We start from the raw sequence: 22657 nt of genomic DNA, 5'->3' as shown, positions 1-22657 counted from the left end.
AAGAGATTCATCGGATGAGCCAAGCTATCTGTCGACTGATTGCTGAAGAACTGAATGTTCGTTCAGAGCAAGTCACCGCCGCAGTCAACCTAATTGACGACGGTAACACCGTTCCCTTTATTGCCCGCTACCGTAAAGAAGTCACGGGTGGCTTAGACGATACCCAACTACGTAACCTTGATAGTCGCCTTTCATACCTTCGCGAACTCGACGATCGTCGCCAAACGATCCTGAAGTCGATCCAAGACCAAGGCAAGCTCACGCCAGAACTGGAGCGTGATATCACTCAAGCCGACAGCAAGACGCGCCTTGAAGATTTATACCTGCCATACAAACCAAAGCGCCGCACCAAAGGTCAGATCGCAATCGAAGCAGGCTTAGAGCCACTCGCCGATACACTTTGGAATGAACCACAGCACGATCCTGAAACCGAAGCCGCTAACTTCATCAGCAGCGATAAAGGCATTGCTGATACTAAAGCCGCGCTAGATGGTGCACGTGCAATCGTGATGGAGCGTATTGCAGAAGACGCAAACCTACTTGAAAAGATTCGCCAACATCTAACACGTAACTCTGAGCTCGTTTCACGTGTCGTGGTAGGCAAAGAGCAAGCTGGCGAAAAGTTCAAAGACTACTTCGAACATAACGAAACGCTAAACAAAGTGCCTTCTCACCGTGCGCTTGCTATGTTGCGAGGCCGTAATGAAGGCTTCCTAACGCTGGCAATGAATGCTGACCCAGAGCAAGAAGAAGGTGTACGTGGTTCTTACTGCGAAAACATCATCTCTGATCACTATGGTATTACTCTAAGCAGCGCTCCTGCAGATGCATGGCGTAAGCAAGTGATTAGCTGGGCATGGCGCATCAAGGTTTCTATGCACATGGAAACTGAGCTTATGGGCGCGATGAAAGAACGCGGTGAAATCGAAGCGATTGAAGTGTTCGCAACCAACCTTAAAGACCTGCTGATGGCGGCACCCGCTGGTCCTCGTGCAACCTTGGGCTTGGACCCGGGTTTACGTACTGGTTCGAAAATCGCCGTGGTGGATTCAACCGGTAAGGTTCTGGCAACAGAGACCATTTACCCTCACCCACCTCAAAAGCAATACGACAAATCGGCACACGTTGTTGAGCAGATGGTTCGCCAGTTCAATGTTGATTTGATTGCGATTGGTAATGGTACGGCTTCACGCGAAACCGACAGCTTTGTTGCTGATGTGATTAAGCGTGGCAACCTAACAGCACAGAAAATCATTGTTAACGAAGCGGGCGCATCGGTTTATTCTGCTTCTGAGCTAGCGGCAAAAGAATTCCCGAATATGGATGTCTCGATTCGTGGTGCGGTGTCTATTGCGCGTCGTCTACAAGATCCACTGGCAGAACTAGTGAAGATAGACCCTAAATCGATCGGTGTGGGCCAATACCAACACGACGTTAGCCAAACTATGCTCGCTAAGCGCCTAGATGCGATTGTCGAAGACTGTGTAAACGCGGTTGGTGTTGATGTGAATACCGCTTCTGCTGCGCTTCTAACCCGCGTAGCTGGTCTTTCTAGCACCATCGCTCAAAACATCGTCGACTTCCGTGATGAAAACGGTCGCTTCGAAGCTCGTACTACGTTGAAGAAAGTCGCACGTTTGGGGCCAAGAGCCTTTGAACAGTGTGCTGGCTTCCTGCGTATCATGGATGGTAAGAACCCGCTAGACGCATCATCGGTTCACCCAGAAGCTTACCCATTGGTAAAAACCATCGCCGAGAAAAACCAAAAAGACATCAAGTCTCTGGTAGGTAACACAGACTTCTTACGTGGTTTGCATGCGGTTGATTACACTAATGATAATTTTGGTGTACCAACAGTAACCGACATCATCAAAGAGCTGGATAAACCGGGTCGAGATCCTCGTCCTGAGTTCAAGACGGCAACGTTCGCCGATGGCGTAAATAGCATGTCTGACTTAGAACCCGGCATGATCTTAGAAGGTGTGGTTTCCAACGTAGCTAACTTTGGTGCGTTCGTTGATATTGGTGTTCACCAAGACGGCTTGGTACACATTTCAGCGCTGACCGATCGCTTTGTCGCTGACCCACGTGAAGTGGTGAAAGCCGGTGATATCGTGAAAGTGAAGGTGATGGAAGTGGATGTTCAACGTAAACGTATTGCACTAAGCATGCGTATGAAAGATGAGCCAGGGCAAGATAACCGAGCGCAACGTTCAAGTACGCCTCGTACGCAAAGCCGACCGAATCAAAACTCACAAGGTGGACAACGCCGTCGTGAGGAGCCGCAACAAAACGCTGCGATGGGCGGTGCTTTCGCTGCTGCCTTTGCTAAAGCGAAGAAATAACTGTTGTTATAACGAAGCAGCGGTTGAAGCGTCAGTTTAATCTTCATCAGAACTGACCCTCCTAAAACAAAAAACCTGCATCCCTTAGGGTATGCAGGTTTTTATTATGTGTTCAAAAAAGACATCGAAGTTTGGTTGGGTCATAAGTTTTCGATTTATAACACGACCAACATTCCTGATGGAGCATGAGGCGCAACAGCATGACCATAATGGTATTTTATGACCTTACGTCGTTTCTCCATCTGTCCCTCTTGGATCGCCGCATCTAAAACATGCTTTGGCAGGCGGAAACGCATGGTATAGCCTTTTCCTTGGTCAGCACTGTATGTCTTCAGTGCCAACAAGCTGAATAACCTATCAAAAGGATCTTGAGGCTCTTCATGGCTAATCGAATTGGCTTCTGACTCATTATCCATTTCATAACCAGGATGGTCTGAAGGATCCCAAGCCGACTGCTGCCTTCGTTTATCGTCCGGTTTTACCTTTCGTTCTGCATTGGTTTTAGCCAATGCTACTGCGGGAGCGACAGGCTCTCGAACTCTATTATCACGCGCAACTTGCTCTGTTTGCACATTAACGGATGGGGCGATCAGTGGCACACTTACTGCAGTTGCAGGTGACACAATCATCGCGAACTCTCCTCAAGAATCGCCCATCGCTATTGCCATAACACTGCTGTGTTGAGTTACACAGCAGGCATAGCCCAAAACTTACCGCAATCAGCTCAGGAGAGAGTGAGGTCTGAGTATCATGCAACGCTTTGGTTATACCAATCGTAGTAAATAACTGCTCATCCTAGCTTGTTAAAATGCTCGATAACGGCGTTAGAATTTTTGATTGTAGAATAACTACTTATCAAAAAGCTCTGCCTTGTTCTCAAACCTTTTTCCTACGCTATCTTTGAACACTTACTTACTGTGATTGGTATTAGGTTATATATCGACCAAGCCGGCGATAAATTTAGCGATTATTTTTGTGCGAAGCTAATCAGTTCACTGCAGAAGGCATCCGCTTCGGTCATAAATGGCGCATGCGAAGACTGAGTAAAGATATATTGCTCGGTATGAGGCAGTGCGGTACCCAAATCTTTGGCGACTTTTATTGGCACCAAACCATCCAGTCGACCATACAAGCGCAGCATCGGTACTGAAATCTGAGGTAACTGTTCACGTAGATCGACATCAGACAGCATCTTTAAGCCTGCCAATAAAGAATCAGGATTCGGCAACGGACGTGAAAGCACCGCTTGCTTGAGTTGTTTGACATCTTGCCTTGCTGAAGGACTGCCCATGGCTTGCAGCGCCATAAAGCGTTCGATGGTGGTTTGGAAGTCTTCAACCAACTGTTCGGTGAATGCGGTTAATACGTTGGGTTGAATGCCTCGCCACAATACGGGTTCTTTTGCCGCAGCGAATTTAGGTGAGCTAGCGACAGTTACCAGTTTGCTCACGTAATCAGGGTGATGCAGAGCCATGTGTGTTGCGACCAAGCCACCTAATGACCAACCCACCCAAATAGCCTGCTTAGGTGCATCAGCGATAAGTTGCTGGGCAATATCTTCGAGATCTTGAGCGTGGCAATGCGCGCTATGTCCATACCCCGGTAAATCCACCACATGTACTCGAAAATCAGCTTCTAGCGCATTCACGGTTTGTTGCCATACTGCACCGTTCATTCCCCAGCCGTGGACCAGTACCAAATCGGGTCCTTGCCCTGAAACATGCCAATATAACGCGTCACTCATTCTCAATATTCCCTACTTATTTCATCCACCATCAAGGGTACGTTTCAGTATGGTGAGTAAAAAGAACACCATAACCCAAAAGCACTGTGAGCTATGTTATCTGATTGGCTACAAAAACACACACCACGGCTGGTCACACCTCAATGTCACCTGTGTAAATTGGATAAATCCCCCCAGGATGCTCATCCGCGATGGTGTAATGATTGTCTCAATCTCTTCAAGCCAGTGCCGCGCTGCCAGCGGTGTGGCTTAAAAACACTGACCACTGTCGAGCAATGTGGTCAGTGTCTAACTAAACCGCCACCGTGGCATCGTCTCTATTGTGTGGGCGATTACACCTTCCCAACCGCGCGCTATATTCAGCAGATGAAGTATTCCGATAAATTTTGGTTTGCTCGCGATCTGTCGAAGTTGTTAGCCTCACGCATTGACCACCCAGCCCCGCTAATTACCAGTGTCCCTTTACATTGGACTCGATACATTCAACGCAGCTTTAACCAAAGCCAATTATTGGCAAACTATACCGCTCAAGAATTAGGGGTGAAAAGTGATGTATTGTTTCGACGAAATCGCGCCACGCTTTCTCAACAAGGGTTAACCAAGTCTATAAGGTTGAGTAACCTGAATGGTGCTTTCACGTTTCTTCATCACGACTTTGAAGCGACTGATTATCCTCACATTGCAATAATTGATGATGTTGTAACCACAGGCAGTACAGTGTATCAATTATGCCAATTACTACTTGAAGTGGGCGTGAAAAGGATTGATATTTACTGTATCTGCCGCACTCCTGAGCCCTCTGGATAAATAGTGAGAATCGCTACTTGTACAGCAATCCAACAAAAAAGGGCTGAATTACAAATCTGACAGGAGTAGAATGGCGCTAATAACCTACAAATCTACTCAGGTATTCGTCGTGTCAAATATTACTATTACAGAAACCGCTCAAACTCATTTTGCCAATCTGCTGTCACAGCAGCCTGAAGGTACAAACATTCGTGTGTTCGTGGTAAACCCAGGTACGCAAAACGCTGAGTGTGGTGTTTCTTACTGCCCTACAGATGCTATCGAAGCGTCTGACACAAAGCTTTCTTTTGAAGCTTTCTCTGCGTATGTAGATGAGCTAAGCCTACCATTCCTAGATGAAGCTGAAATTGACTTCGTTACAGACAAAATGGGCTCTCAACTTACACTTAAAGCACCAAACGCGAAGATGCGTAAAGTATCAGACGACGCAACGTTGATAGAGCGTGTTGAGTATGCAATCCAAACACAAGTGAACCCACAGCTTGCTGGCCACGGCGGTCACGTTAGCCTAGTAGAGATCACTGAAGAAGGTGCGGCTATCGTTGCATTCGGCGGCGGTTGTAACGGCTGTTCTATGGTTGATGTAACGCTTAAAGAAGGCATCGAGAAAGAACTTCTTCAACAATTCGAAGGTGAATTGACTGCCGTTCGTGATGCAACTGAGCACGATCGCGGTGAGCATTCTTACTACTAATCACTTTACAACTAAGTGCTCCTACGACTAAGTACTCATACAGTCTTAGCCAGTAGAAAGTTAAAGATTTAATGAAAAGGTTGATGCGCAAGCATCAACCTTTTTTGTGTTTAAAACAACAAGAGTACTTCCGAAGCGTCTATTTCTCATTCAATGCCAATAATAACGAGCCGTTACCATTTGGAGTAAGGTATTCAAGTGATCGCAATCGGTTCCTGATTCAATAATTTCAGGATATGAAAACTAGGATCTAGGAACTCAACTCTATTTCCCCTATATTAGAATGACTTTATAAGAAAGAATTCCAATGAGCTAAGGAGCGAGCGCAATGACAAAAAGGACCAAGCCAGAAATTTTGGCTCAACAAACTGTCGCTCAATCAAAACTATTCTCTATCGAGTCTCTCGATTTACGCTTTTCCAACGGTGTAGAGCGTACCTACGAACGCATGAAGCCTAGCGGCCGCAACGCAGTAATGATGGTTCCGATTACTGAGCAAGGCGATATCCTGTTGGTGCGTGAATACGCAGCGGGTACTGAACGCTATGAACTCGGCTTCCCCAAAGGGCTGATTGATCCCGGTGAACAGCCAAATCAAGCCGCGGTTCGTGAACTAAAAGAAGAGATTGGCTTTGGCGCTAATAAACTCACGCCTTTAAAAGAAGTGATTCTCGCCCCCTCTTACTTCTCTAGCAAAATGACGCTGTTTATCGCAGAAGAACTCTATCCAGAGAAGCTAGAAGGTGATGAGCCAGAGCCACTAGACATTGTCCGCTGGCCACTTGCTCAAGCCGAAGAACTGTTAACGCATCTCGACTTCTGTGAGGCTCGCAGTATTACAGCCCTACTATTAGCCCTTCGTGTATTAAACAATAATTAGAACATTCAGGCTCACTCGAAGAGTAAGAGAATATTTATGCCAATAACAAAAGATTTGTCTCACCTCCTCCCTCCAGTCATTGAGATTGCTCGATCGGCTGGACAGCTCATCTTAGAGATCTATGAGAAAAAGGATTACGAAGAGTTCACCAAGAGTGATGACACTCCGGTAACCAGTGCTGACCTTGCTGCGCATAAGCTGATATTAAAAAAACTCAGTGAGCTAACGCCTGATATTCCCGTATTATCCGAAGAAGATGCCGACATCAGCCTAGAGCAACGCTCTCAATGGGATCGCTACTGGTTGGTTGACCCACTCGATGGAACACAGGAGTTCATCGCAAGAAGTGGTGATTTCGCAACAATTATCGCCTTAATTGAGCACAACAAACCGGTAATGGGCGTCGTGTACGCGCCCGTTTCAGGTGTGAGCTATTACGCTTACAGTGGCAAAGGCGCTTGGAAGATCCCAGACCTTAATGACAGTGTGAAGATTAAGACACACCGCCATGAACTGCCAAACCAATCCATCGCGATGGCGATCAGTCGTCGCCAAGACATCAATCGCATCACTAACCGCATGAGCTCTGCTTGGAACTACGACTTAGTTCCTCTCGGCTCAGCAGCGCTTAAGGCATGTTTAGTCGCAGAAGGTGCTGTGGATTGTTATCTACGTATTGGACCAACCGGAGAGTGGGATACAGCGGCAACCCAATGCATTGTTGAAGAAGCCGGAGGTCGAATCCTAAGCACTCAATTAGAGCCGCTCTCTTACAATGAAAGGGATACTCTAGAGAATCCAAACTTCATTGTGCTTGGCGATGCAGACTTACCTTGGGCAGAAATCTTACAAGGTAAAGACTAAACTCGACGGCTTTGGTCGCGGTCATGCCGTTAAGTAGTTAAGTAGTTAAGCAGTTAAGCATTCAAACAAAATGGGCACCTCATTGAGGTGCCCATTTTTTATATCTCGTTATTTGTTAACTAGCGAATGCTAGATCAGAAGTCGATCCGGGTTAAAAACGACCTTGGTAGGTAAACTGATATTTACCCTGGCTATCAGGGTTGCCCAGCCACTTAAGCTGGCTCTGCATCGCTGACGGGAATTCAGCACCTGGCTTAAACCATGCCGCCGAGGTGTAGCTTTGATTCGGCGTTACACTCGCTGAGAACTCACTGTCCACTTGCTCGCTCTTTTGGGTGCCTTTAGCTGCAATGGTGTTGTCTTCACAGGTAATGTCCGCAATCACAGGGCCTAGCTCTAACGAACCCACTGGCGAGTCGACTGCGGCACCAGACCAAGCAAGCGTACCTTCGCCCGATTGGCACCAAGGCTGAGCATGAACTGCGTGTTTGATCGTCAGTTCAACTTGTCCTGCAATAGAAACGGGGACTGGGATAGCCGGCGCATATTTCATCACGTTTCTTGCTGGCATGGATGCCACTAAGTTTTCCGCGTAAGCACCGCTCATGCTATACCCGACACGCCCTTTACCAGATAAATTCATATCGCTGTTACGACCAAAGCGAACCGCGAGCTCAGCTTTAGCTTGGAATAATTTAGAGAACTGGAAGTCCCACTGCACAGAGCCGTAATTGACACGCTGCCAAGCAATATTGTTAGCGCGACCTTGCCAAACAGTACCCTCAACGCCTTCGATGCTTAAACCACGCACAGCGGGCGCATGCTTGAGAGCAAAAGCAGCAGGTAAGTGCAGCAACAAGCTTACCGAGAAAAAAACGATAAAAATGACGCTGAATAACAGGCCATATTTGAAAGATAGACCGCGTTTCACATTAACCTCGTTTAAACTGTAGTCGGTTGATCTCAATAACCCCAGGGCTATCAGAGCGATCAATATCCATAAACTCAACCTCAACACCCTGCTTTTCTTTCAGGTATGTCAGCCAGTCAACGAACTTATTAAATGGCACAGGCTTAATCCATACTTGCAGCATCTCACCACGTGGTTGTACGCGTATCAGCTCGATATTAAAACGGCGCATAGAAGCAGGCACAGATTGGTTTAAAGGCTGGCTGGCACTGATGCCACCACTGCCTCGTAGCTCAACCACTTGATTGGCTTTGTCCGTTACCCAAGCAAGAAGCTGCTTCTCACTTTGAATACGGCTTTGTGCAAGTTCAGCTCGCTGACTGAGTGGCTGTAATAACCCCCAATAAACGACACCCAACACCAATAAAACTGAGCACCCAACAACTAATCGTTGCTCTCTTTGACTTATAGAAGTCCACCACGCTTGGAGTGGTTCAATCATATTTCTCATCACTGATCTCCTTACGCAGGTTATTGATGGGGTTTAAGAGTAAAGCTGCCAAATACGGCATCACCATTGCGATTCAATGGCCCTTGCTCAACGACAAACTTCTCTTCGAGTTTCACCCTTGCGGTCTCAAAGTGTTGGAAGTCAGAGCTTTTCGCCTGAAGTCGAACCTCAGAACGGTTACCATCATAACGAATACTTTCAACTTCGATCGACTTCACTTGTCCTAAGGTTTCAGGCAACAATGCTAGCCAACCGAGTAAGGAGTCACCCTCGCCTGAGCCACCGTATTTCTTAGCTTCATCATTCATCTGACGCTTAAGGTAGCTTATTGTCGGAATTCGTTGTTTACCTGGCAGCACTGCTCTAAAAATACGCTCACTCTCAGCTCTGTAAGCTTCGGCTTGCGCTTCATACTGCTGAACCTTCAACACTTGTTGAGTCACAATCACGGCCACCAGCAAACAAGCAGCAATCGCCACTTTCTGCCAAACACGCCAATATTTACTGAATGAAGATTTGGTTTTAAAGGTGCCAGTCAGTAAATTTACGCTGCTTATGATCGCTTGCTGACTCAATAAAGACATCACCAATTCCGCAGGCTTAGCCTGCCAATCCACACCACTTTGCTGCTGAACGTCGTCGCTCGGCATTGCGGTATAGCTGAAAATTGTTGTCGCTTGATCTTCCTCACCAGCGACAACCCAGTCACTTTGCAGGAACATCGGTAACCATGCTTCGCTGATCGATACCGCTTGATAGTTGCCTTGGCGCAGTAGCCAATGCTGGTCGATCTGCAACGCACTGATGCCTTGTTCTTCAAAAGGTACAGCGAGTGTATCTGGCAGCATCTTACGGAAGACAATATTGGCTTCACGAAACTGCTCTAAAGCCTGTTTTAGCCATTCACGATCCACACCACACACGGTAGCGTGACTCGCGTCTTTATCTAAAATGGTCAGATGTAAGTCTTCGATATCTTGTGCCACTTCGTCTTCTAACAAAAACGGCAACATAGAGTCGAACTGGCGAGCAGCACCTTTCGGGATCTCAACACGCTTAATTAAGCATTCATTTCCCGGCAATAAAGCGATACAGCTGCGCTTTTCAGCGTAAGGCGTTAGCACGTCAAGCTGTTCCCAGCTAGACAGCTCACCACTTGCTATCACTTCTTGTTGGCTTGTCGACCAAACTAACCACGGCACAGGGCTTTGTGGTTCGCTACTCAGTCGAACGGTCAGAAACTCGCTCACTGATTCCTCCAAAACGACGGCGTACTACCGTCACTGTTTCTCGATTACTACTATAGAAAAGCGTCCGTATACGTACACGTGACTGCTCAACTAATACCTCTGCATCTAGCTCAAAATAGGCGCTATCTACAGTTAAATATGCTTTCGCTTTTTTGCGGACTTCGGCACTCACGCCAACAATGGCAGGTTCAGCCATAAATGCGTCGACCGTATCCCAGCCATCGAATGGGCGCTTGTCTATCAGCTGTTTGGCATCCGATTCACTTAAGCCTGGAGCAAACATCGCTTCCAATAAAGGCGCTTGTTTTTCCGAGAGTGTATTCACATTCAATCGGAAATCATCAGTGGGTAGCGCACAAACAAATGGGCGAATCTTATTCATCACCTCACCAGTAACCTGATAAACCGCTCGTAACTCAGATTCATCCGCCATTAAGCCATTCGCCGCCAGATAAGATGGCTTCATCGCTTCATAGGTGCTGTCTTCTACGCCGGACGAAGAAGTGGTTCGGGTATCACTATCGACAAACTCCCAGCTGGAATTTGCGATAACCTCAGCCTGATAAGGCTCAACGTCTTGGTTTTCCAATAAGGTTTGCCAAACCGTGATTAAATAAGGTGTCTGGTTACTTGAAGTCGTTGTTACGCCAGCCAAGGCATTGAGATTAAAACACGCCTGAGCGTCAACGATTCGACCTGAGACTTGCCCGTAATCCAATGGGTATACCTGCTCCTCTAACGCCCATGGTTGGCTTAGGTTCACGGTATCACTGTCTTTGTAGCTTTGCCTAATGCCGTCTTGTACAAGCGCTTCCACACCAATGCTATACCAGTAGGCCTGTTGGTAATTCAATTGATTACCAACACGCTTGAATTGGGTAAATAAACGTTCAGACATGCTGCCAGCAATGGTGGCCATGATCGCCAATAGCATCAAAATAATGATCAGCGCGACACCACTCTGTTTGCGTCCTAAGGCTGACCTTGTCGCTATACGCTTGTTAGTTCGATGAGTCATTATTCCCCTCACTACTGCCTGAAGAGTCATTACTTGAAGAATCATCGGCCTGATCTAGGGTGCCACCTAGAGTGAGATAAACACGTTCTATCTCACCATAGTCTTTCAGTGTCAGCTTGAGCCTCACCGCTTTCGGCAGGGACTTATCGGTTTGCCACTCTTTACCCCAACGACTCCCGTCATAAAACTCGATTTCAAAGCTTTCAACATCATCAAGCAGAGGAGTAATCACACCTTCTTGGCCAGCAGGCGTATCGGGGTAACGCCACCATACACGCTCAAGTGTCTCTTCTTTAATGCGGTAGCCAACCTTCGTCACCTCTCCGCGAGGAAACTGCTGTTGTGGGTTGTGCCAACCTAGGCGAGTAAACATGATGCCAACGCTGTCGGAATCCAGTAAATACTCTTTCATTAAGATCAGCTTAGATGATGCTTCTTCACCATTGGTACGAAATTTTCGCACCGCCATCTGGCGAAAATCATTATCTAAAATAACCAAACTACGTTGCAGTTGATTCAAACGGGCACTGCGCTCGATTGAGAGCTCGTTGCTTCGCTGTACCTGATTAACCACCTGATAAGCGGCCATGCTTAGCGTGGCAAAGATCGCAATCGAGACCAAAACTTCAATTAAGGTAAAGCCTCTCCCTTTTGAAGATAGACCTTGTTTACGCGGCGTACGCTTATTTGCCGACATGCTTTTAGTTAGCGACACGATCTTAGTTAACCACATTCTCTTAATTAACCACATAACTGCGCACCGTAACGACTGGAGACGCTTTCTTGCTGGTTGCCGCACTCACATCAAATGCCTTTAACAAATCATCACTTGTATCGATGGGAGTCACCTTCCAGAACCACTCTCTTCCCGCTAACTCTTGCGTGCCCTGCGCTTTTTTAAGCTTCTCAGGATGCAGCATCACCAAGGCCATTTGATTATCAACAACCATCGCAGCGAAGGTTTTTTCTTCTAGATAACTGAGTGTATTGATGTGCTGGGTGACGGCACGAATCACACTGATCGCCGCCGTAGCAAAGATAGCCAGCGCAACTAATACTTCAAGCAGAGTCATTCCTCGAGAACGATAAGGAGAACGTTTATTCCTCTTCATCTTCTTCTCCCGGCTCTAGCAGTCGAATCACACCATTATCTAACACTCGAATACGCCAGCCATCTTGCACGGTATCACCGGTATTCGGGTAGAAAGAAAGCGTAAACGGTGTCGTTTCAGCACTCGACAAGATGTAGATCTGTGGTGGCTTTGGCTTCTTTTCCTCTTCAAGATCCGCAAACATATCTTCATCAAATAAGCTTCCCGGATTAAAAAGGCGATCGTCGTCTTCCCACGCACCACCACCGAGTGTCAGCGTCAGTGCGAGGTCTTCTGGTAATTCAGTTGAAGAGGGGATCTTTTCGAACTCAGTTTCTTGCCAACCATCAGACTTCAATGTCATCAAAACGTAGGTCGATTTCTTTTCATCAACACGAACACCAAAATCTAAGCCACTCAAAATAGCCTCTTCATTGAGTAGCTGAATCCGCTGATAAAAGCTTTGAGCGTATTTTTTAGCAACATCTTTGCTATTGGTAGGGATGGTCGAGATCACCGCAACTGCCGTTACTGACAGTAATACCAACACCAAGAGAATTTCAATCAAGGTGAAACCTGGCTGTATTTGCTTAGTTTTCACCTTGTAGACCCCATCTGTTTACGTCCTACCATCAATAACGTATCAAGCTCAATAACTTATCAAAAAATAAGCCGAAGCTTATTGGAAATCCTGCATGTTCCAGTTACCGATATCTGCAGCGATACCTTCACCGCCTTCTTGACCATCAGCGCCAAGAGTGAAGATATCAATCGTACCGTTGTCACCAGGGCTTAGGTATTGGTACTCATTGCCCCAAGGGTCGTTTGGTAGACGCTTGATGTAGCCACCGTCACGGTAGTTACGAGGCTCTGGGCTGCTTGGCTTTGTTACCAATCCATCAAGGCCTTGATCCGTTGTTGGGTAAACGCTGTTATCCAACTTATACATATCTAACGCGTTTTCTAGCGCCACTATATCTGTAATGGCTTTTTGTTGATCTGCTTTCTCTTTGTTACCCAAAAGGTTAGGTACAACAAAGCTTGCTAAAACACCAAGGATAACGACAACAACCATGACTTCTAGTAGGGTAAAGCCTGACTGTTTTTTCATTTTATTTTTCATTATTTTCTCCAAATTGCAGATAGCGAGTTAAGGGAAATGATGTCCTTCTTCTCGATAATCCAAAAACTAACGTCTGATGAGCAGTACGTTAACCACTCATTAAATTGTTCATTTCAAGCATTGGCATCAGCGTCGCCATCACGATAAACAGCACTAAGCCTGCCATCAACGCGATAAGGGCTGGGGTAAAGATACCTAGGGCGATATTAACCGTCGACTCAAAGCTTTGGTCTTGGTTGTCTGCCGCTCTTGTCAGCATCTGTTCCAACTGACCACTCTGCTCACCACTGGCGATCATATGCAGCATCATCGGTGGAAAAAGTTTGGTTTGATCCAACGCTTTACGTAAGCTCGCGCCTTCTCTAACACTGTCTGAAGCCTGTAACACTTGCTGTTTCACATGATGATTCGACATAACATCAACCGCGACCTTCATCCCTTCGAGGATTGGAATCGCACTCGATGTACAGATAGAAAGTGAGCGTGCAAAACGAGAGGTATTGATCCCTTTCGCTATCTTGCCGATAAGTGGGATACTCAATAGTTTGCGATCCCAACTCATACGAACGCCCGGCTTTTTCAGCGCGGTCTTCACAACAACAATCACACCAAGGGTCAACAACAGTAATTGGATACCCCAATTCTGAATAAATTCACTCGATGCTAATAAAAATTGTGTCGATTGAGGAAGTTCTTGGCCCATCTGAATAATCGGCTCAACGATCTTAGGCACTACAGTGGCGAGCAAGAAGGAGACTATCGTCACTGCAAACACCACCAGCACGATTGGGTAGATCATCGCTTGCAGCAGCTTAGATCGCATTTTCTGACGATTCTCAGCGTAATCTGCCAAGCGTTCGAGGACCGCATCTAAGTGTCCTGACTTTTCCCCTGCAGCGACCATGGCTCTAAACAGCTCATCGAAGATATGAGGGAAATCAGACAGACTGTCCGCTAACGAATAACCTTCCGTCACCTTAGAGCGAACCGCCAACAACATGGTTCGAATACGTGGTTTTTCAGATTGCTCAGCTACCGCTTTCAAGCACTCTTCTAGCGGCATTCCAGATTGGACTAGCGTTGATATCTGACGCGTAATCAAAGCCAAATCAGGTGTACTAATACCACGTTTAAAGCTGGTCGATGGCTGAGCACCTTTCGCTGTTTTTGCTTTAGCCTCAGTCATCTCAACCGGCATCAAGCCAAGCTCTTTTATTCTTTGACGAGCCTGACGAGCATTATCTGCTTCAATAGAGCCTTTTTTACTTTTGCCTTTGGCATCCAATGCTTTGTATTCAAATGCCGCCATACTAGACTTCCTTGGTCACGCGCATCACTTCTTCTAGGGACGTTACCCCTTTCAGAACTTTGCTCAAGCCATCATCGCGAATACTTGGGGTTGTGCCACGAATTGCCTTCTCAATCGCCTGTTCTCCAGACTCACTGTGAATCAACTCTTGTACCGAATCATCAATCATCAATAGCTCATGAATACCAGTACGACCTCGGTAACCTTTGTGGCTACAGTGGTCACAGCCTTTGGCATGATAAAGCGTTAGGCTGTCTTTCTTCTTCAGACCAAACAGCTTTTTCTGTTCTTTGTCGGCTTCGTAGGGTTCTTTACATTCGCTACACAAGGTTCGAACCAAGCGCTGCGCCAGAACACCGAGCAGTGAAGAGGAAATCAAGAAAGGTTCAATACCCATATCACGGAGACGCGTAATCGCACCTATCGCGGTATTGGTATGCAGAGTCGACATAACCAAGTGACCCGTCAAAGAGGCTTGCACTGCAATCTCAGCGGTTTCCAAGTCACGGATTTCACCAATCATAACTACATCGGGGTCTTGACGAAGAATGGCACGTAAACCACGCGCAAAGGTCATATCAACCTTAGGGTTCACTTGTGTTTGACCAATACCATCGATATCGAATTCGATTGGGTCTTCAACGGTTAGGATATTTCGCTCATTGCTGTTGAGCTCTTGCAGACCAGCATACAAGGTCGTTGATTTACCCGAACCTGTAGGACCTGTTACCAAGATAATACCGTGCGGACGTTGAATCAGTTTACGGAAGTTCTCGTGGTTCTCTGCCGTCATGCCCAAGCTGTGTAAATCTAGGCGAGTGGCGTTTTTGTCCAACAGACGCATTACCACACGTTCACCGTGTGAAGACGGCATGGTTGAAACACGCACGTCGACCGCTCGACCACCGATACGCAGAGAAATACGGCCATCTTGTGGCACGCGTTTTTCCGCAATATCCAACTTAGCCATAACCTTGACACGCGAAACCAACAACGGAGCCAGTTTGCGGCTTGGTGCGAGAACATCACGTAATACGCCATCAATACGGAAGCGGATAGACAATGACTTCTCGAAGGTTTCGATATGAATATCCGAAGCACCCTCTTTGATCGCCTCACCCAGCATCGCGTTGATCAACTTAATGATTGGTGCATCGTCTTCTGATTCGAGCAAGTCTTCATCTTGAGGCAGCTCTTCTGCCAGAGAGAAAAAGTCGTCGTTGTCGGCACCAATGTCTTCCATTAGCTGACGAGCTTCCGACGAATCGCGCTGATACGCGTCCGTCAGTTTTTTATCAAATTCGTCTGCGCCGATCGCTTGTGGCGTGAAACCATTTTTCACAACACGGCTTACTTCAATGATCGCCGCCGATTTCAGTGGCTCAACATAATAAAGTATCGGTGCGCGCTCTGGATGTTGATACTCCAACACCATCTTGTAGCGATTCGCAAAGCTAAACGGCAAGCGCTGATAAGTACTTGCCGCCCCTACCAATTCAGCCATTATTCTTGTTCCATTTGATCGATGAAGGCTTGGATCTCAGCCGGGTGATTCATGTCGGCACCAAATTTAGGCAATACCGGGATGTTATCGTCATCCATCAGTTTCAGGCCCTGCTCTGACTTATACAGCTGCTCAGCACGGATGAAGTTGTATTTACGCTGGGTGATACCATCAGCTGTCATACCATCACGAATGATGGTTGGCTTGATGAAAACCATTAGGTTCTTTTTCTCAACCTGAGTACTGGTTGATTTGAACAGGTGCCCAAGTACAGGGATATCACCTAAGAATGGGACCTTAGATTCACTTTCCAGTGCTCGCTCGTCAATCAGACCACCAAGCACGAGCATTTGACCATCTTGAACAATCACTGACGTATTCAGCTGACGCTTGGCAAAACGAACATCGACTGCCCCGTTTGCACCTAATACGTTCGATACTTCTTGTTCTATTTGCAGTTGAACCGAGTCGCCTTCATTGATTTGTGGCACTACTTTCAGCTTGATACCCACTTCTTTACGTTCAACCGTTTGGAATGGATTATCGTTACTTGAACCTGCTGTAGAACCAGTAAGAACAGGCACCTCTTCACCGACAATGAATGAAGCCTCGCCGTTATCCATCACGGTAATACTCGGAGAAGATAGGATGTTAGAGTTTGAATCGGTTGCTACCGCACTGATCAACGCTGTCCAGTCGCCCATAACGACACTCATTGCAGCGCCATTAACGCCAGAAAGTGCAGAAGCTAGAGTTGAATAATCACCGGATTCGGTTGTCGTTTCATTACGTACAAAGGCACCATTATCATCATATACCGCGGTGGTCGTTTCGGTGTCTTTTGCTTCTTCCAAACCAACCATCACACCACCAATCGATGCGCCTGTGTTGCCGTACTGAATCACAGCACCAGTATCAAGGTTACCCCATTGCACACCAAGGTTGATGCCGTCACCCTCTGCCATCTCGACAATTAGGGCTTCAATCAATACTTGAGCACGACGAATATCCAACTGTGCGATCACATCTTGCAGCGCGTTCATGATGTCTGGCTGGGCTGTAATCACCAAAGAGTTGGTGTCACTGTGAGCAGAGATCATTACTTGGTTACGTTGCGATGAACTGCCTTTGGTTGATGTCTGCTTCTCTGATTGCAGGTTGTCCGACACGCCTTTCAGCACATCGACTAAATCTTCTGCTTTTGCGTATTTAAGGTAAATTACTTGGTTGTTACCCTTGGTTGCCATTTCAACATCAAGCTGTTCAATCAGCCTTCTTAAACGGCTACGTACCTTGGGGTCGCCTGAGATAAGAATCGCATTGGTACGCTCATCGGCAACCAATTTAGGTTGTAGAAATGCAGGTGTGTTTTTCGCATCGGTGGTTTTGCTTAATGCATCGACAATACGCACCATTTCTGCCGCAGAAGCATTCTTTAGCTCAACGACTTCGATCTCTTTATCACCCGCTTGGTCAACACGCTTGATGATCTCTGCTAAACGATTTACAACGGCTGCACGGCCAGTAATTAGAATGATATTCGCAGGGTCGTAATGCACCACGTTACCCGCCCCCGCATTGTCATTCAGCTGACGAAGCAAAGGAGAAAGTTCACGTACTGAAACATTGCGAACGGTCACGACACGTGTGACAACATTGTCACCTTTGATCATGTCACTGTCGCCAACGACTGGAATTGCCGACGTTTTAGAATCTTTGGCTTTGATGATCTTAAGAACACCCGAGTCCATTTCGACAACCGCGTAGCCGTAAACCTCTAATACGTTTAAGAAGAAGCTGTAATATTGCTCTTCACTGAGCACATCGTAACTACGAACATCAATTTTCCCGCGCACCGAAGGGTCAACGATGATCGTCTTCTCTAAGTTGCGGCCAACAATATTAATAAACTCTTGAATGTCAGTGCCCTTAAAGCTGGCACTAAAATCACTCGCGATGGCTGCGGGTGTGCAGATTAAGCTTCCTGCCAATAACCATGCACTTTTCTTAAACCAATGCTTCACGTACTTCTCCTACACTTTCGTCCTTCGTTAGACGCAAAGTTTTAAAATTCAATAAACACTTCATGTTGTTGACCATCTCTCTCGACCACCAGATTTAGCTCTGTCAGTTCTGAGATGGAACGGAATATGTTGCCCATAGCAGCAGGGTCTGTCAGGTCTTGTCCATTTAACTGAGTGGCAATATCTCCGTTTTGGAGCCCAACAGAGTTAAAAAGTTCTGAATCTTTGCCAGGGCTCACACGATAACCAATCACTTTATCGTCGCGCTTCACCTGAGACAGTCGAACATATTGGAAGATTTGTTGCGGATCTTTCATTATCTTCGCTTTAATTTCATCAAGCTTCTCTTCTGCAGAAGCGGGGTTGTTGCCACGCACAGAAGAAGAGGCGCGAGGTGGCGCAGGTTCTGAAACGGCCAAACGCTTGTACTCAATGCCTTCAAGCATCAAGGTTTCATCTCGACCTGAGTTATCAATAATCACGCGATCGACTAATACCGCTTTTAACTTAGCTCGCGTGCCTTCAATCTCTTCATTAATGCCGTAGGTTGCTTGTGTGCCGCGATTCGCAATCACAGCTAAGCTTAATTTGGGGTTAGAGCTGGCAACCGCACCCACTAAAACCAGATTCAATCGTGTCTTTGGTGCGTCTTGGATAACTTGTTGCTCAACCACAGGAGCCGTGGTTGGGTTATAGGCACCAAAAAGGTTGCTCTGCTGAAAAGAGGAGATATCAAGAGTCGATTGAGGAGCAGAAGACGATGAAGCGGTTGCTTTCCAAGGCACAACTGTTTGCTCGGCAGGTTCGATAAACCATGCAAGCTGTCCTAAAATCCATGCAGAAGCTGCAATCAACACACAACACGTAGCTAGGCTCAGTTTCTGCTGAAGTACAAATCCATTCTCTAATAAGCGGCTCAACACAGGAGAATTTCCTACGCTATTTCTGAGCTCTAAAAAGTTCACTGTCCTTGCCCCTTTTCATGACGACAAACGCTGCAAATCATTAAACTTTCAGCTTTTTTATTCATTCGTTCGATACCGAGCTTATTTAAGCATAAGATCCTGAACTATATCATAGCAAATCTATAAATCGGCATAACATGGCTATTTTGTAATATGACTTGAAAAAAATGCCACCCGCCTCCACTTAAAGCTTCTACTTAATGTGAAAATCATCATCAAAAACATGTTGCGCACTGTTCATTACAGTTAAACCGCATTCATTTCTAACTGAAAAGGCACTGTCCTATATGAAAACGACTAATGAAGCTGTCAGACTCGATAAATGGTTGTGGGCAGCACGCTTTTATAAGACTCGCTCAATTGCTCGCAACATGGTCGATGGTGGCAAAGTCCACTATAATGGTCAGCGCAGCAAACCCAGCAAAATCGTAGAACTTGGTGCAGTAATTACTCTGCGCCAAGGTAATGAAGAAAAGACGGTCACCATAGAGAAAATATCCGCACACCGTGGCGGAGCGCCGGTCGCTCAAACACTCTATGAAGAAACCACCGAAAGCTTGGCAAAAAGAGAAGAGTTTGCACAACAGCGCAAGCTTAATGCTCATAGCCCAGCACCAGAACGTCGCCCAGACAAAAAGCAACGTCGTGACATCATCAAGTTCAAGACTCAATAAGCTAGAAGGAATAGCCAAATGGCAGACCCAATGTCTACAAGTAATGTTTTAAATCGCTACCTATTTGAAGACCTATCAGTACGTGGTGAATTGGTACAAATGGACGAAGCGTACCAACAGATTATTTCTAGCAAGGAATACCCAGCGCCAGTACAAAAGCTGTTGGGTGAGCTACTGGTTTCAACGACGCTACTAACGGCGACTCTAAAGTTTGAAGGCTCTATCACGATGCAACTGCAAGGTGATGGCCCAGTATCTCTCGCTGTTATTAATGGCGATAACGATCAGAAGATTCGTGGTGTTGCTCGCTTTGACGGTGACATTGCTGACGACGCTGGCCTACACGACCTAATGGGTAAAGGCCACCTAGTGATCACTATCGATCCTAAAAAAGGTGAGCGTTACCAAGGTATCGTTGGTCTTGAAGGTGACACGCTTGCTGAAGTGCTTGAAGGTTACTTCGCAAACTCTGAACAGCTAAAGACTCGTCTATGGCTGCGCACGGGCGAACATGAAGGCAAAGCACACGCTGCTGGTATGCTGCTGCAGGTTATGCCTGACGGTACTGGTACGCCAGATGACTTCGAACACCTAGAACAGTTAACTGACACCGTAAAAAATGAAGAGTTGTTCTCTCTAGAAGCAAATGACCTGTTGTACCGTCTATACAACCAAGAGAAGGTTCAGGTATTTACCCCACAACCGGTTGAGTTTTTCTGTGGTTGTTCTCGTCAACGCAGCGGTGCGGCTATCATTACTGTTGCTCAAGAAGAGATCTACGACATCATCAGCACTGAAGGAAGTGTGGCTCTTCATTGTGATTACTGTGGCACAAACTACTCTTTTGACAAGAACGACGTTGACGCTCTGTACGCAGAAGCAGCAGATAAAGGCGACAATACGGTTCATTAATTTACAGCGTACCAAAAACACGTAATTTACCCCACAAAGGTCAGCGCTCAGCTGGCCTTTTTTGTGATCAAAATAGCGCAAACTCCGTAACATCTCGTAATAAAATCACCGCTTAATTTTAATCAATTAATAATGTTCTCGCCCCTAGCGCAAAGGTTTGCGTACAGGATAGACTAGTTAGGCCAATATGTGACGAGACGCTTAAAACCCCAAGATTAATATGGATACTTTTTGAGCTGTATCCCTGTTTCCCCAGAGTCTCGTTGCTAGCATGGTGAGCAGATAACAATAAAAAATTAATACAAAATCCCTACAAAATATCCTACAAGGAGCACCTATGACCGTTATGGAACATACTAAGGCTGCACAAATTGATCTAACTAAGCACGGACTGACTGGCGTTACTGAAGTTCTTCGTAATCCTAGCTACGAGCAGTTATTCGTTGAAGAGACACTGCCAGGTTTGGAAGGCTACGAAAAAGGCGTAGTAACGGAACTAGGCTCTGTTGCGGTTGACACTGGTATCTTTACTGGCCGCTCACCAAAAGATAAGTACATTGTTAAAGATGACACTACACGCGATACCATGTGGTGGTCAGATCAAGGCAAAAATGACAACAAACCGATTACAACTGAAGTATGGGATGAGCTGAAAGAGCTTGTGACAACTCAGCTATCTGGCAAGCGCCTGTTTGTCATTGACGGTTACTGTGGTGCTAACCCTGATACGCGCTTAAGTGTACGTATTATCACTGAAGTAGCGTGGCAAGCGCACTTCGTTAAGAACATGTTCATTCGTCCAACTGACGAAGAGCTAGCAACGTTCGAACCTGATTTCGTGGTAATGAACGGTGCTAAAACAACGAACCCTAACTGGGAAAAGCAGGGTCTAAACTCTGAAAACTTCGTTGCTTTCAACCTAACAGAGCGCGTTCAAATCATCGGTGGTACTTGGTACGGCGGTGAGATGAAGAAAGGCATGTTCGCAATGATGAACTACCTACTTCCTCTGCAAGGCATTGCTTCAATGCACTGTAGTGCTAACGTCGGTGAAGAAGGCGATGTAGCGATATTCTTCGGCCTATCTGGTACCGGTAAAACAACCCTATCAACGGATCCTAAGCGTGAGCTAATCGGTGATGATGAGCACGGTTGGGACGACGATGGCATCTTCAACTTTGAAGGCGGTTGTTACGCGAAGACGATTCGTCTATCTAAAGAAGCGGAACCAGAAATCTACAATGCAATCCGTCGTGATGCACTACTAGAAAACGTAACGGTTCGTGGTGATGGTTCTATCGATTTTGATGACGGTTCTAAAACAGAGAACACTCGTGTTTCTTACCCGATTCACCACATCGACAACATCGTTAAGCCAGTATCAAAAGCCGGTCATGCTCAAAAAGTTATCTTCTTAACAGCGGATGCGTTTGGTGTGCTACCACCAGTATCTAAGCTGACTCCGGAGCAAACTAAGTACCACTTCCTATCTGGCTTCACAGCTAAGCTAGCAGGTACAGAGCGTGGTATTACTGAGCCAACACCAACGTTCTCTGCGGCATTTGGTGCGGCATTCCTAACTCTTCACCCAACTCAGTACGCTGAAGTGCTTGTGAAGCGTATGGAAGCGGCTGGCGCTGAAGCTTACCTAGTGAACACAGGTTGGAATGGCACAGGCAAACGTATCTCTATTCAAGATACTCGTGGCATCATCGACGCTATCCTAGATGGCTCAATCGACCAAGCCGAAACTAAGGTTATCCCGATGTTTAACCTAGAAGTACCGCTAGCGTTGCACGACGTTGATCCTGCTATTCTTGACCCACGCGATACCTACACTGACCCACTACAATGGGAAAGCAAAGCGAAAGATCTAGCGGAACGCTTCATCAATAACTTTGATAAGTACACAGACAACGCTGAAGGTAAGTCACTGGTTGCTGCTGGTCCACAACTCGACTAACCAAAACATCTGCTCGGGGTTAAGCGAAACGCAAACACCCTGTTTTAAAGTAATATTTTGTAGCAAGCC

Annotated in this window: 22 protein-coding genes; 8 read left to right on the top strand and 14 right to left on the bottom strand. The window is 46.4% G+C overall.

The window, feature by feature from the left end:
• Positions 1 to 14 precede the first annotated feature (14 nt).
• Complete coding sequence (locus tag BCT49_RS20905) at positions 15 to 2345, top strand: Tex family protein (RefSeq protein WP_102437904.1); 2331 nt, start codon at positions 15 to 17, stop codon at positions 2343 to 2345.
• Between the two features lie 155 nt (positions 2346 to 2500).
• Here BCT49_RS20905 and BCT49_RS20900 read toward each other — a convergent pair whose 3' ends face one another.
• Positions 2501 to 2974, bottom strand: coding sequence for an ATP-dependent Lon protease (locus BCT49_RS20900; protein ID WP_102437902.1), 474 nt, complete (start codon positions 2972 to 2974; stop codon positions 2501 to 2503).
• Between the two features lie 338 nt (positions 2975 to 3312).
• Positions 3313 to 4089, bottom strand: coding sequence for a pimeloyl-ACP methyl ester esterase BioH (bioH, locus tag BCT49_RS20895; protein WP_102437900.1), 777 nt, complete (start codon positions 4087 to 4089; stop codon positions 3313 to 3315).
• A gap of 93 nt (positions 4090 to 4182) precedes the next feature.
• On the opposite strand from bioH, the gene BCT49_RS20890 reads away from it, so the two are divergent.
• The 4 genes from BCT49_RS20890 (at position 4183) to cysQ (ending at position 7334) form a co-directional block, all read left to right on the top strand.
• On the top strand, positions 4183 to 4896 hold the full coding sequence (locus tag BCT49_RS20890; RefSeq protein ID WP_198595886.1) for a phosphoribosyltransferase family protein: 714 nt from the start codon (positions 4183 to 4185) through the stop codon (positions 4894 to 4896).
• A gap of 109 nt (positions 4897 to 5005) precedes the next feature.
• Positions 5006 to 5590, top strand: coding sequence for a Fe-S biogenesis protein NfuA (gene nfuA / locus BCT49_RS20885; protein WP_009848013.1), 585 nt, complete (start codon positions 5006 to 5008; stop codon positions 5588 to 5590).
• Positions 5591 to 5918: 328 nt separating this feature from the next.
• Complete coding sequence (gene nudE, locus BCT49_RS20880; protein ID WP_017079321.1) at positions 5919 to 6470, top strand: ADP compounds hydrolase NudE; 552 nt, start codon at positions 5919 to 5921, stop codon at positions 6468 to 6470.
• A 36-nt stretch (positions 6471 to 6506) separates the two neighbouring features.
• Positions 6507 to 7334, top strand: a complete 828-nt coding sequence (gene cysQ, locus BCT49_RS20875; protein ID WP_102437898.1) for a 3'(2'),5'-bisphosphate nucleotidase CysQ — start codon at positions 6507 to 6509, stop codon at positions 7332 to 7334.
• Between the two features lie 151 nt (positions 7335 to 7485).
• On the opposite strand, the gene BCT49_RS20870 is transcribed toward cysQ, so the two are convergent.
• The 12 genes from BCT49_RS20870 to gspC all read right to left on the bottom strand — a co-directional run bounded on the left by BCT49_RS20870 (position 7486) and on the right by gspC (position 19039).
• Positions 7486 to 8265, bottom strand: coding sequence for a type II secretion system protein N (locus BCT49_RS20870; RefSeq protein WP_102437896.1), 780 nt, complete (start codon positions 8263 to 8265; stop codon positions 7486 to 7488).
• 1 nt (position 8266) lies between these two features.
• The gene (locus BCT49_RS20865) at positions 8267 to 8755 is read right to left on the bottom strand and encodes a type II secretion system protein M (protein ID WP_017086954.1); all 489 of its coding nucleotides are present in this window, start codon (positions 8753 to 8755) and stop codon (positions 8267 to 8269) included.
• Positions 8756 to 8775: 20 nt separating this feature from the next.
• Complete coding sequence (gspL, locus tag BCT49_RS20860; protein WP_102437894.1) at positions 8776 to 10005, bottom strand: type II secretion system protein GspL; 1230 nt, start codon at positions 10003 to 10005, stop codon at positions 8776 to 8778.
• The gene (gspK, locus tag BCT49_RS20855) at positions 9974 to 11023 is read right to left on the bottom strand and encodes a type II secretion system minor pseudopilin GspK (RefSeq protein ID WP_102437892.1); all 1050 of its coding nucleotides are present in this window, start codon (positions 11021 to 11023) and stop codon (positions 9974 to 9976) included. The genes gspL and gspK overlap by 32 nt, the downstream gene beginning before the upstream one ends.
• Positions 11007 to 11774 (bottom strand): type II secretion system minor pseudopilin GspJ, encoded by a 768-nt coding sequence (gspJ, locus tag BCT49_RS20850; RefSeq protein ID WP_102437890.1) that lies wholly within the window; start codon positions 11772 to 11774, stop codon positions 11007 to 11009. The genes gspK and gspJ overlap by 17 nt, the downstream gene beginning before the upstream one ends.
• Positions 11761 to 12135 (bottom strand): type II secretion system minor pseudopilin GspI, encoded by a 375-nt coding sequence (gspI, locus tag BCT49_RS20845; protein WP_102437888.1) that lies wholly within the window; start codon positions 12133 to 12135, stop codon positions 11761 to 11763. The genes gspJ and gspI overlap by 14 nt, the downstream gene beginning before the upstream one ends.
• A complete protein-coding gene (gene gspH, locus BCT49_RS20840; RefSeq protein ID WP_102437886.1) occupies positions 12122 to 12715 on the bottom strand; it encodes a type II secretion system minor pseudopilin GspH in 594 nt (197 codons plus the stop codon). The genes gspI and gspH overlap by 14 nt, the downstream gene beginning before the upstream one ends.
• A gap of 78 nt (positions 12716 to 12793) precedes the next feature.
• On the bottom strand, positions 12794 to 13237 hold the full coding sequence (gene gspG, locus BCT49_RS20835; protein WP_004735601.1) for a type II secretion system major pseudopilin GspG: 444 nt from the start codon (positions 13235 to 13237) through the stop codon (positions 12794 to 12796).
• A gap of 88 nt (positions 13238 to 13325) precedes the next feature.
• The gene (gene gspF, locus BCT49_RS20830) at positions 13326 to 14546 is read right to left on the bottom strand and encodes a type II secretion system inner membrane protein GspF (protein ID WP_102437884.1); all 1221 of its coding nucleotides are present in this window, start codon (positions 14544 to 14546) and stop codon (positions 13326 to 13328) included.
• A 1-nt stretch (position 14547) separates the two neighbouring features.
• Complete coding sequence (gene gspE, locus BCT49_RS20825; RefSeq protein WP_017107891.1) at positions 14548 to 16050, bottom strand: type II secretion system ATPase GspE; 1503 nt, start codon at positions 16048 to 16050, stop codon at positions 14548 to 14550.
• Positions 16050 to 18074 carry a type II secretion system secretin GspD gene (gene gspD / locus BCT49_RS20820; protein WP_102437881.1) on the bottom strand — a complete coding sequence of 675 codons (2025 nt, stop codon included), beginning with the start codon at positions 18072 to 18074 and terminating at the stop codon, positions 16050 to 16052. The genes gspE and gspD overlap by 1 nt, the downstream gene beginning before the upstream one ends.
• Positions 18075 to 18115: 41 nt before the next feature.
• Positions 18116 to 19039: a type II secretion system protein GspC gene (gene gspC, locus BCT49_RS20815; protein WP_102437879.1), complete on the bottom strand. Its 924-nt coding sequence runs from the start codon at positions 19037 to 19039 to the stop codon at positions 18116 to 18118.
• 287 nt (positions 19040 to 19326) lie between these two features.
• On the opposite strand from gspC, the gene hslR reads away from it, so the two are divergent.
• The 3 genes from hslR (at position 19327) to pckA (ending at position 22588) form a co-directional block, all read left to right on the top strand.
• Positions 19327 to 19713 (top strand): ribosome-associated heat shock protein Hsp15, encoded by a 387-nt coding sequence (gene hslR / locus BCT49_RS20810; RefSeq protein WP_004735595.1) that lies wholly within the window; start codon positions 19327 to 19329, stop codon positions 19711 to 19713.
• Between the two features lie 18 nt (positions 19714 to 19731).
• Entirely contained in the window at positions 19732 to 20625 is an 894-nt protein-coding gene (hslO, locus tag BCT49_RS20805; protein WP_017109213.1) for an Hsp33 family molecular chaperone HslO, read from the top strand.
• Between the two features lie 337 nt (positions 20626 to 20962).
• Positions 20963 to 22588, top strand: a complete 1626-nt coding sequence (gene pckA, locus BCT49_RS20800) for a phosphoenolpyruvate carboxykinase (ATP) (protein WP_009848030.1) — start codon at positions 20963 to 20965, stop codon at positions 22586 to 22588.
• The last annotated feature ends 69 nt before the right edge of the window (positions 22589 to 22657 follow it).

The organism is Vibrio lentus (genome assembly GCF_002875945.1).
In the GTDB taxonomy this organism is placed as follows: domain Bacteria; phylum Pseudomonadota; class Gammaproteobacteria; order Enterobacterales; family Vibrionaceae; genus Vibrio; species Vibrio apostichopi.
Note: the sequence above shows the minus strand (reverse complement) of the source record. Positions and strands in the feature narration are given on the sequence as shown.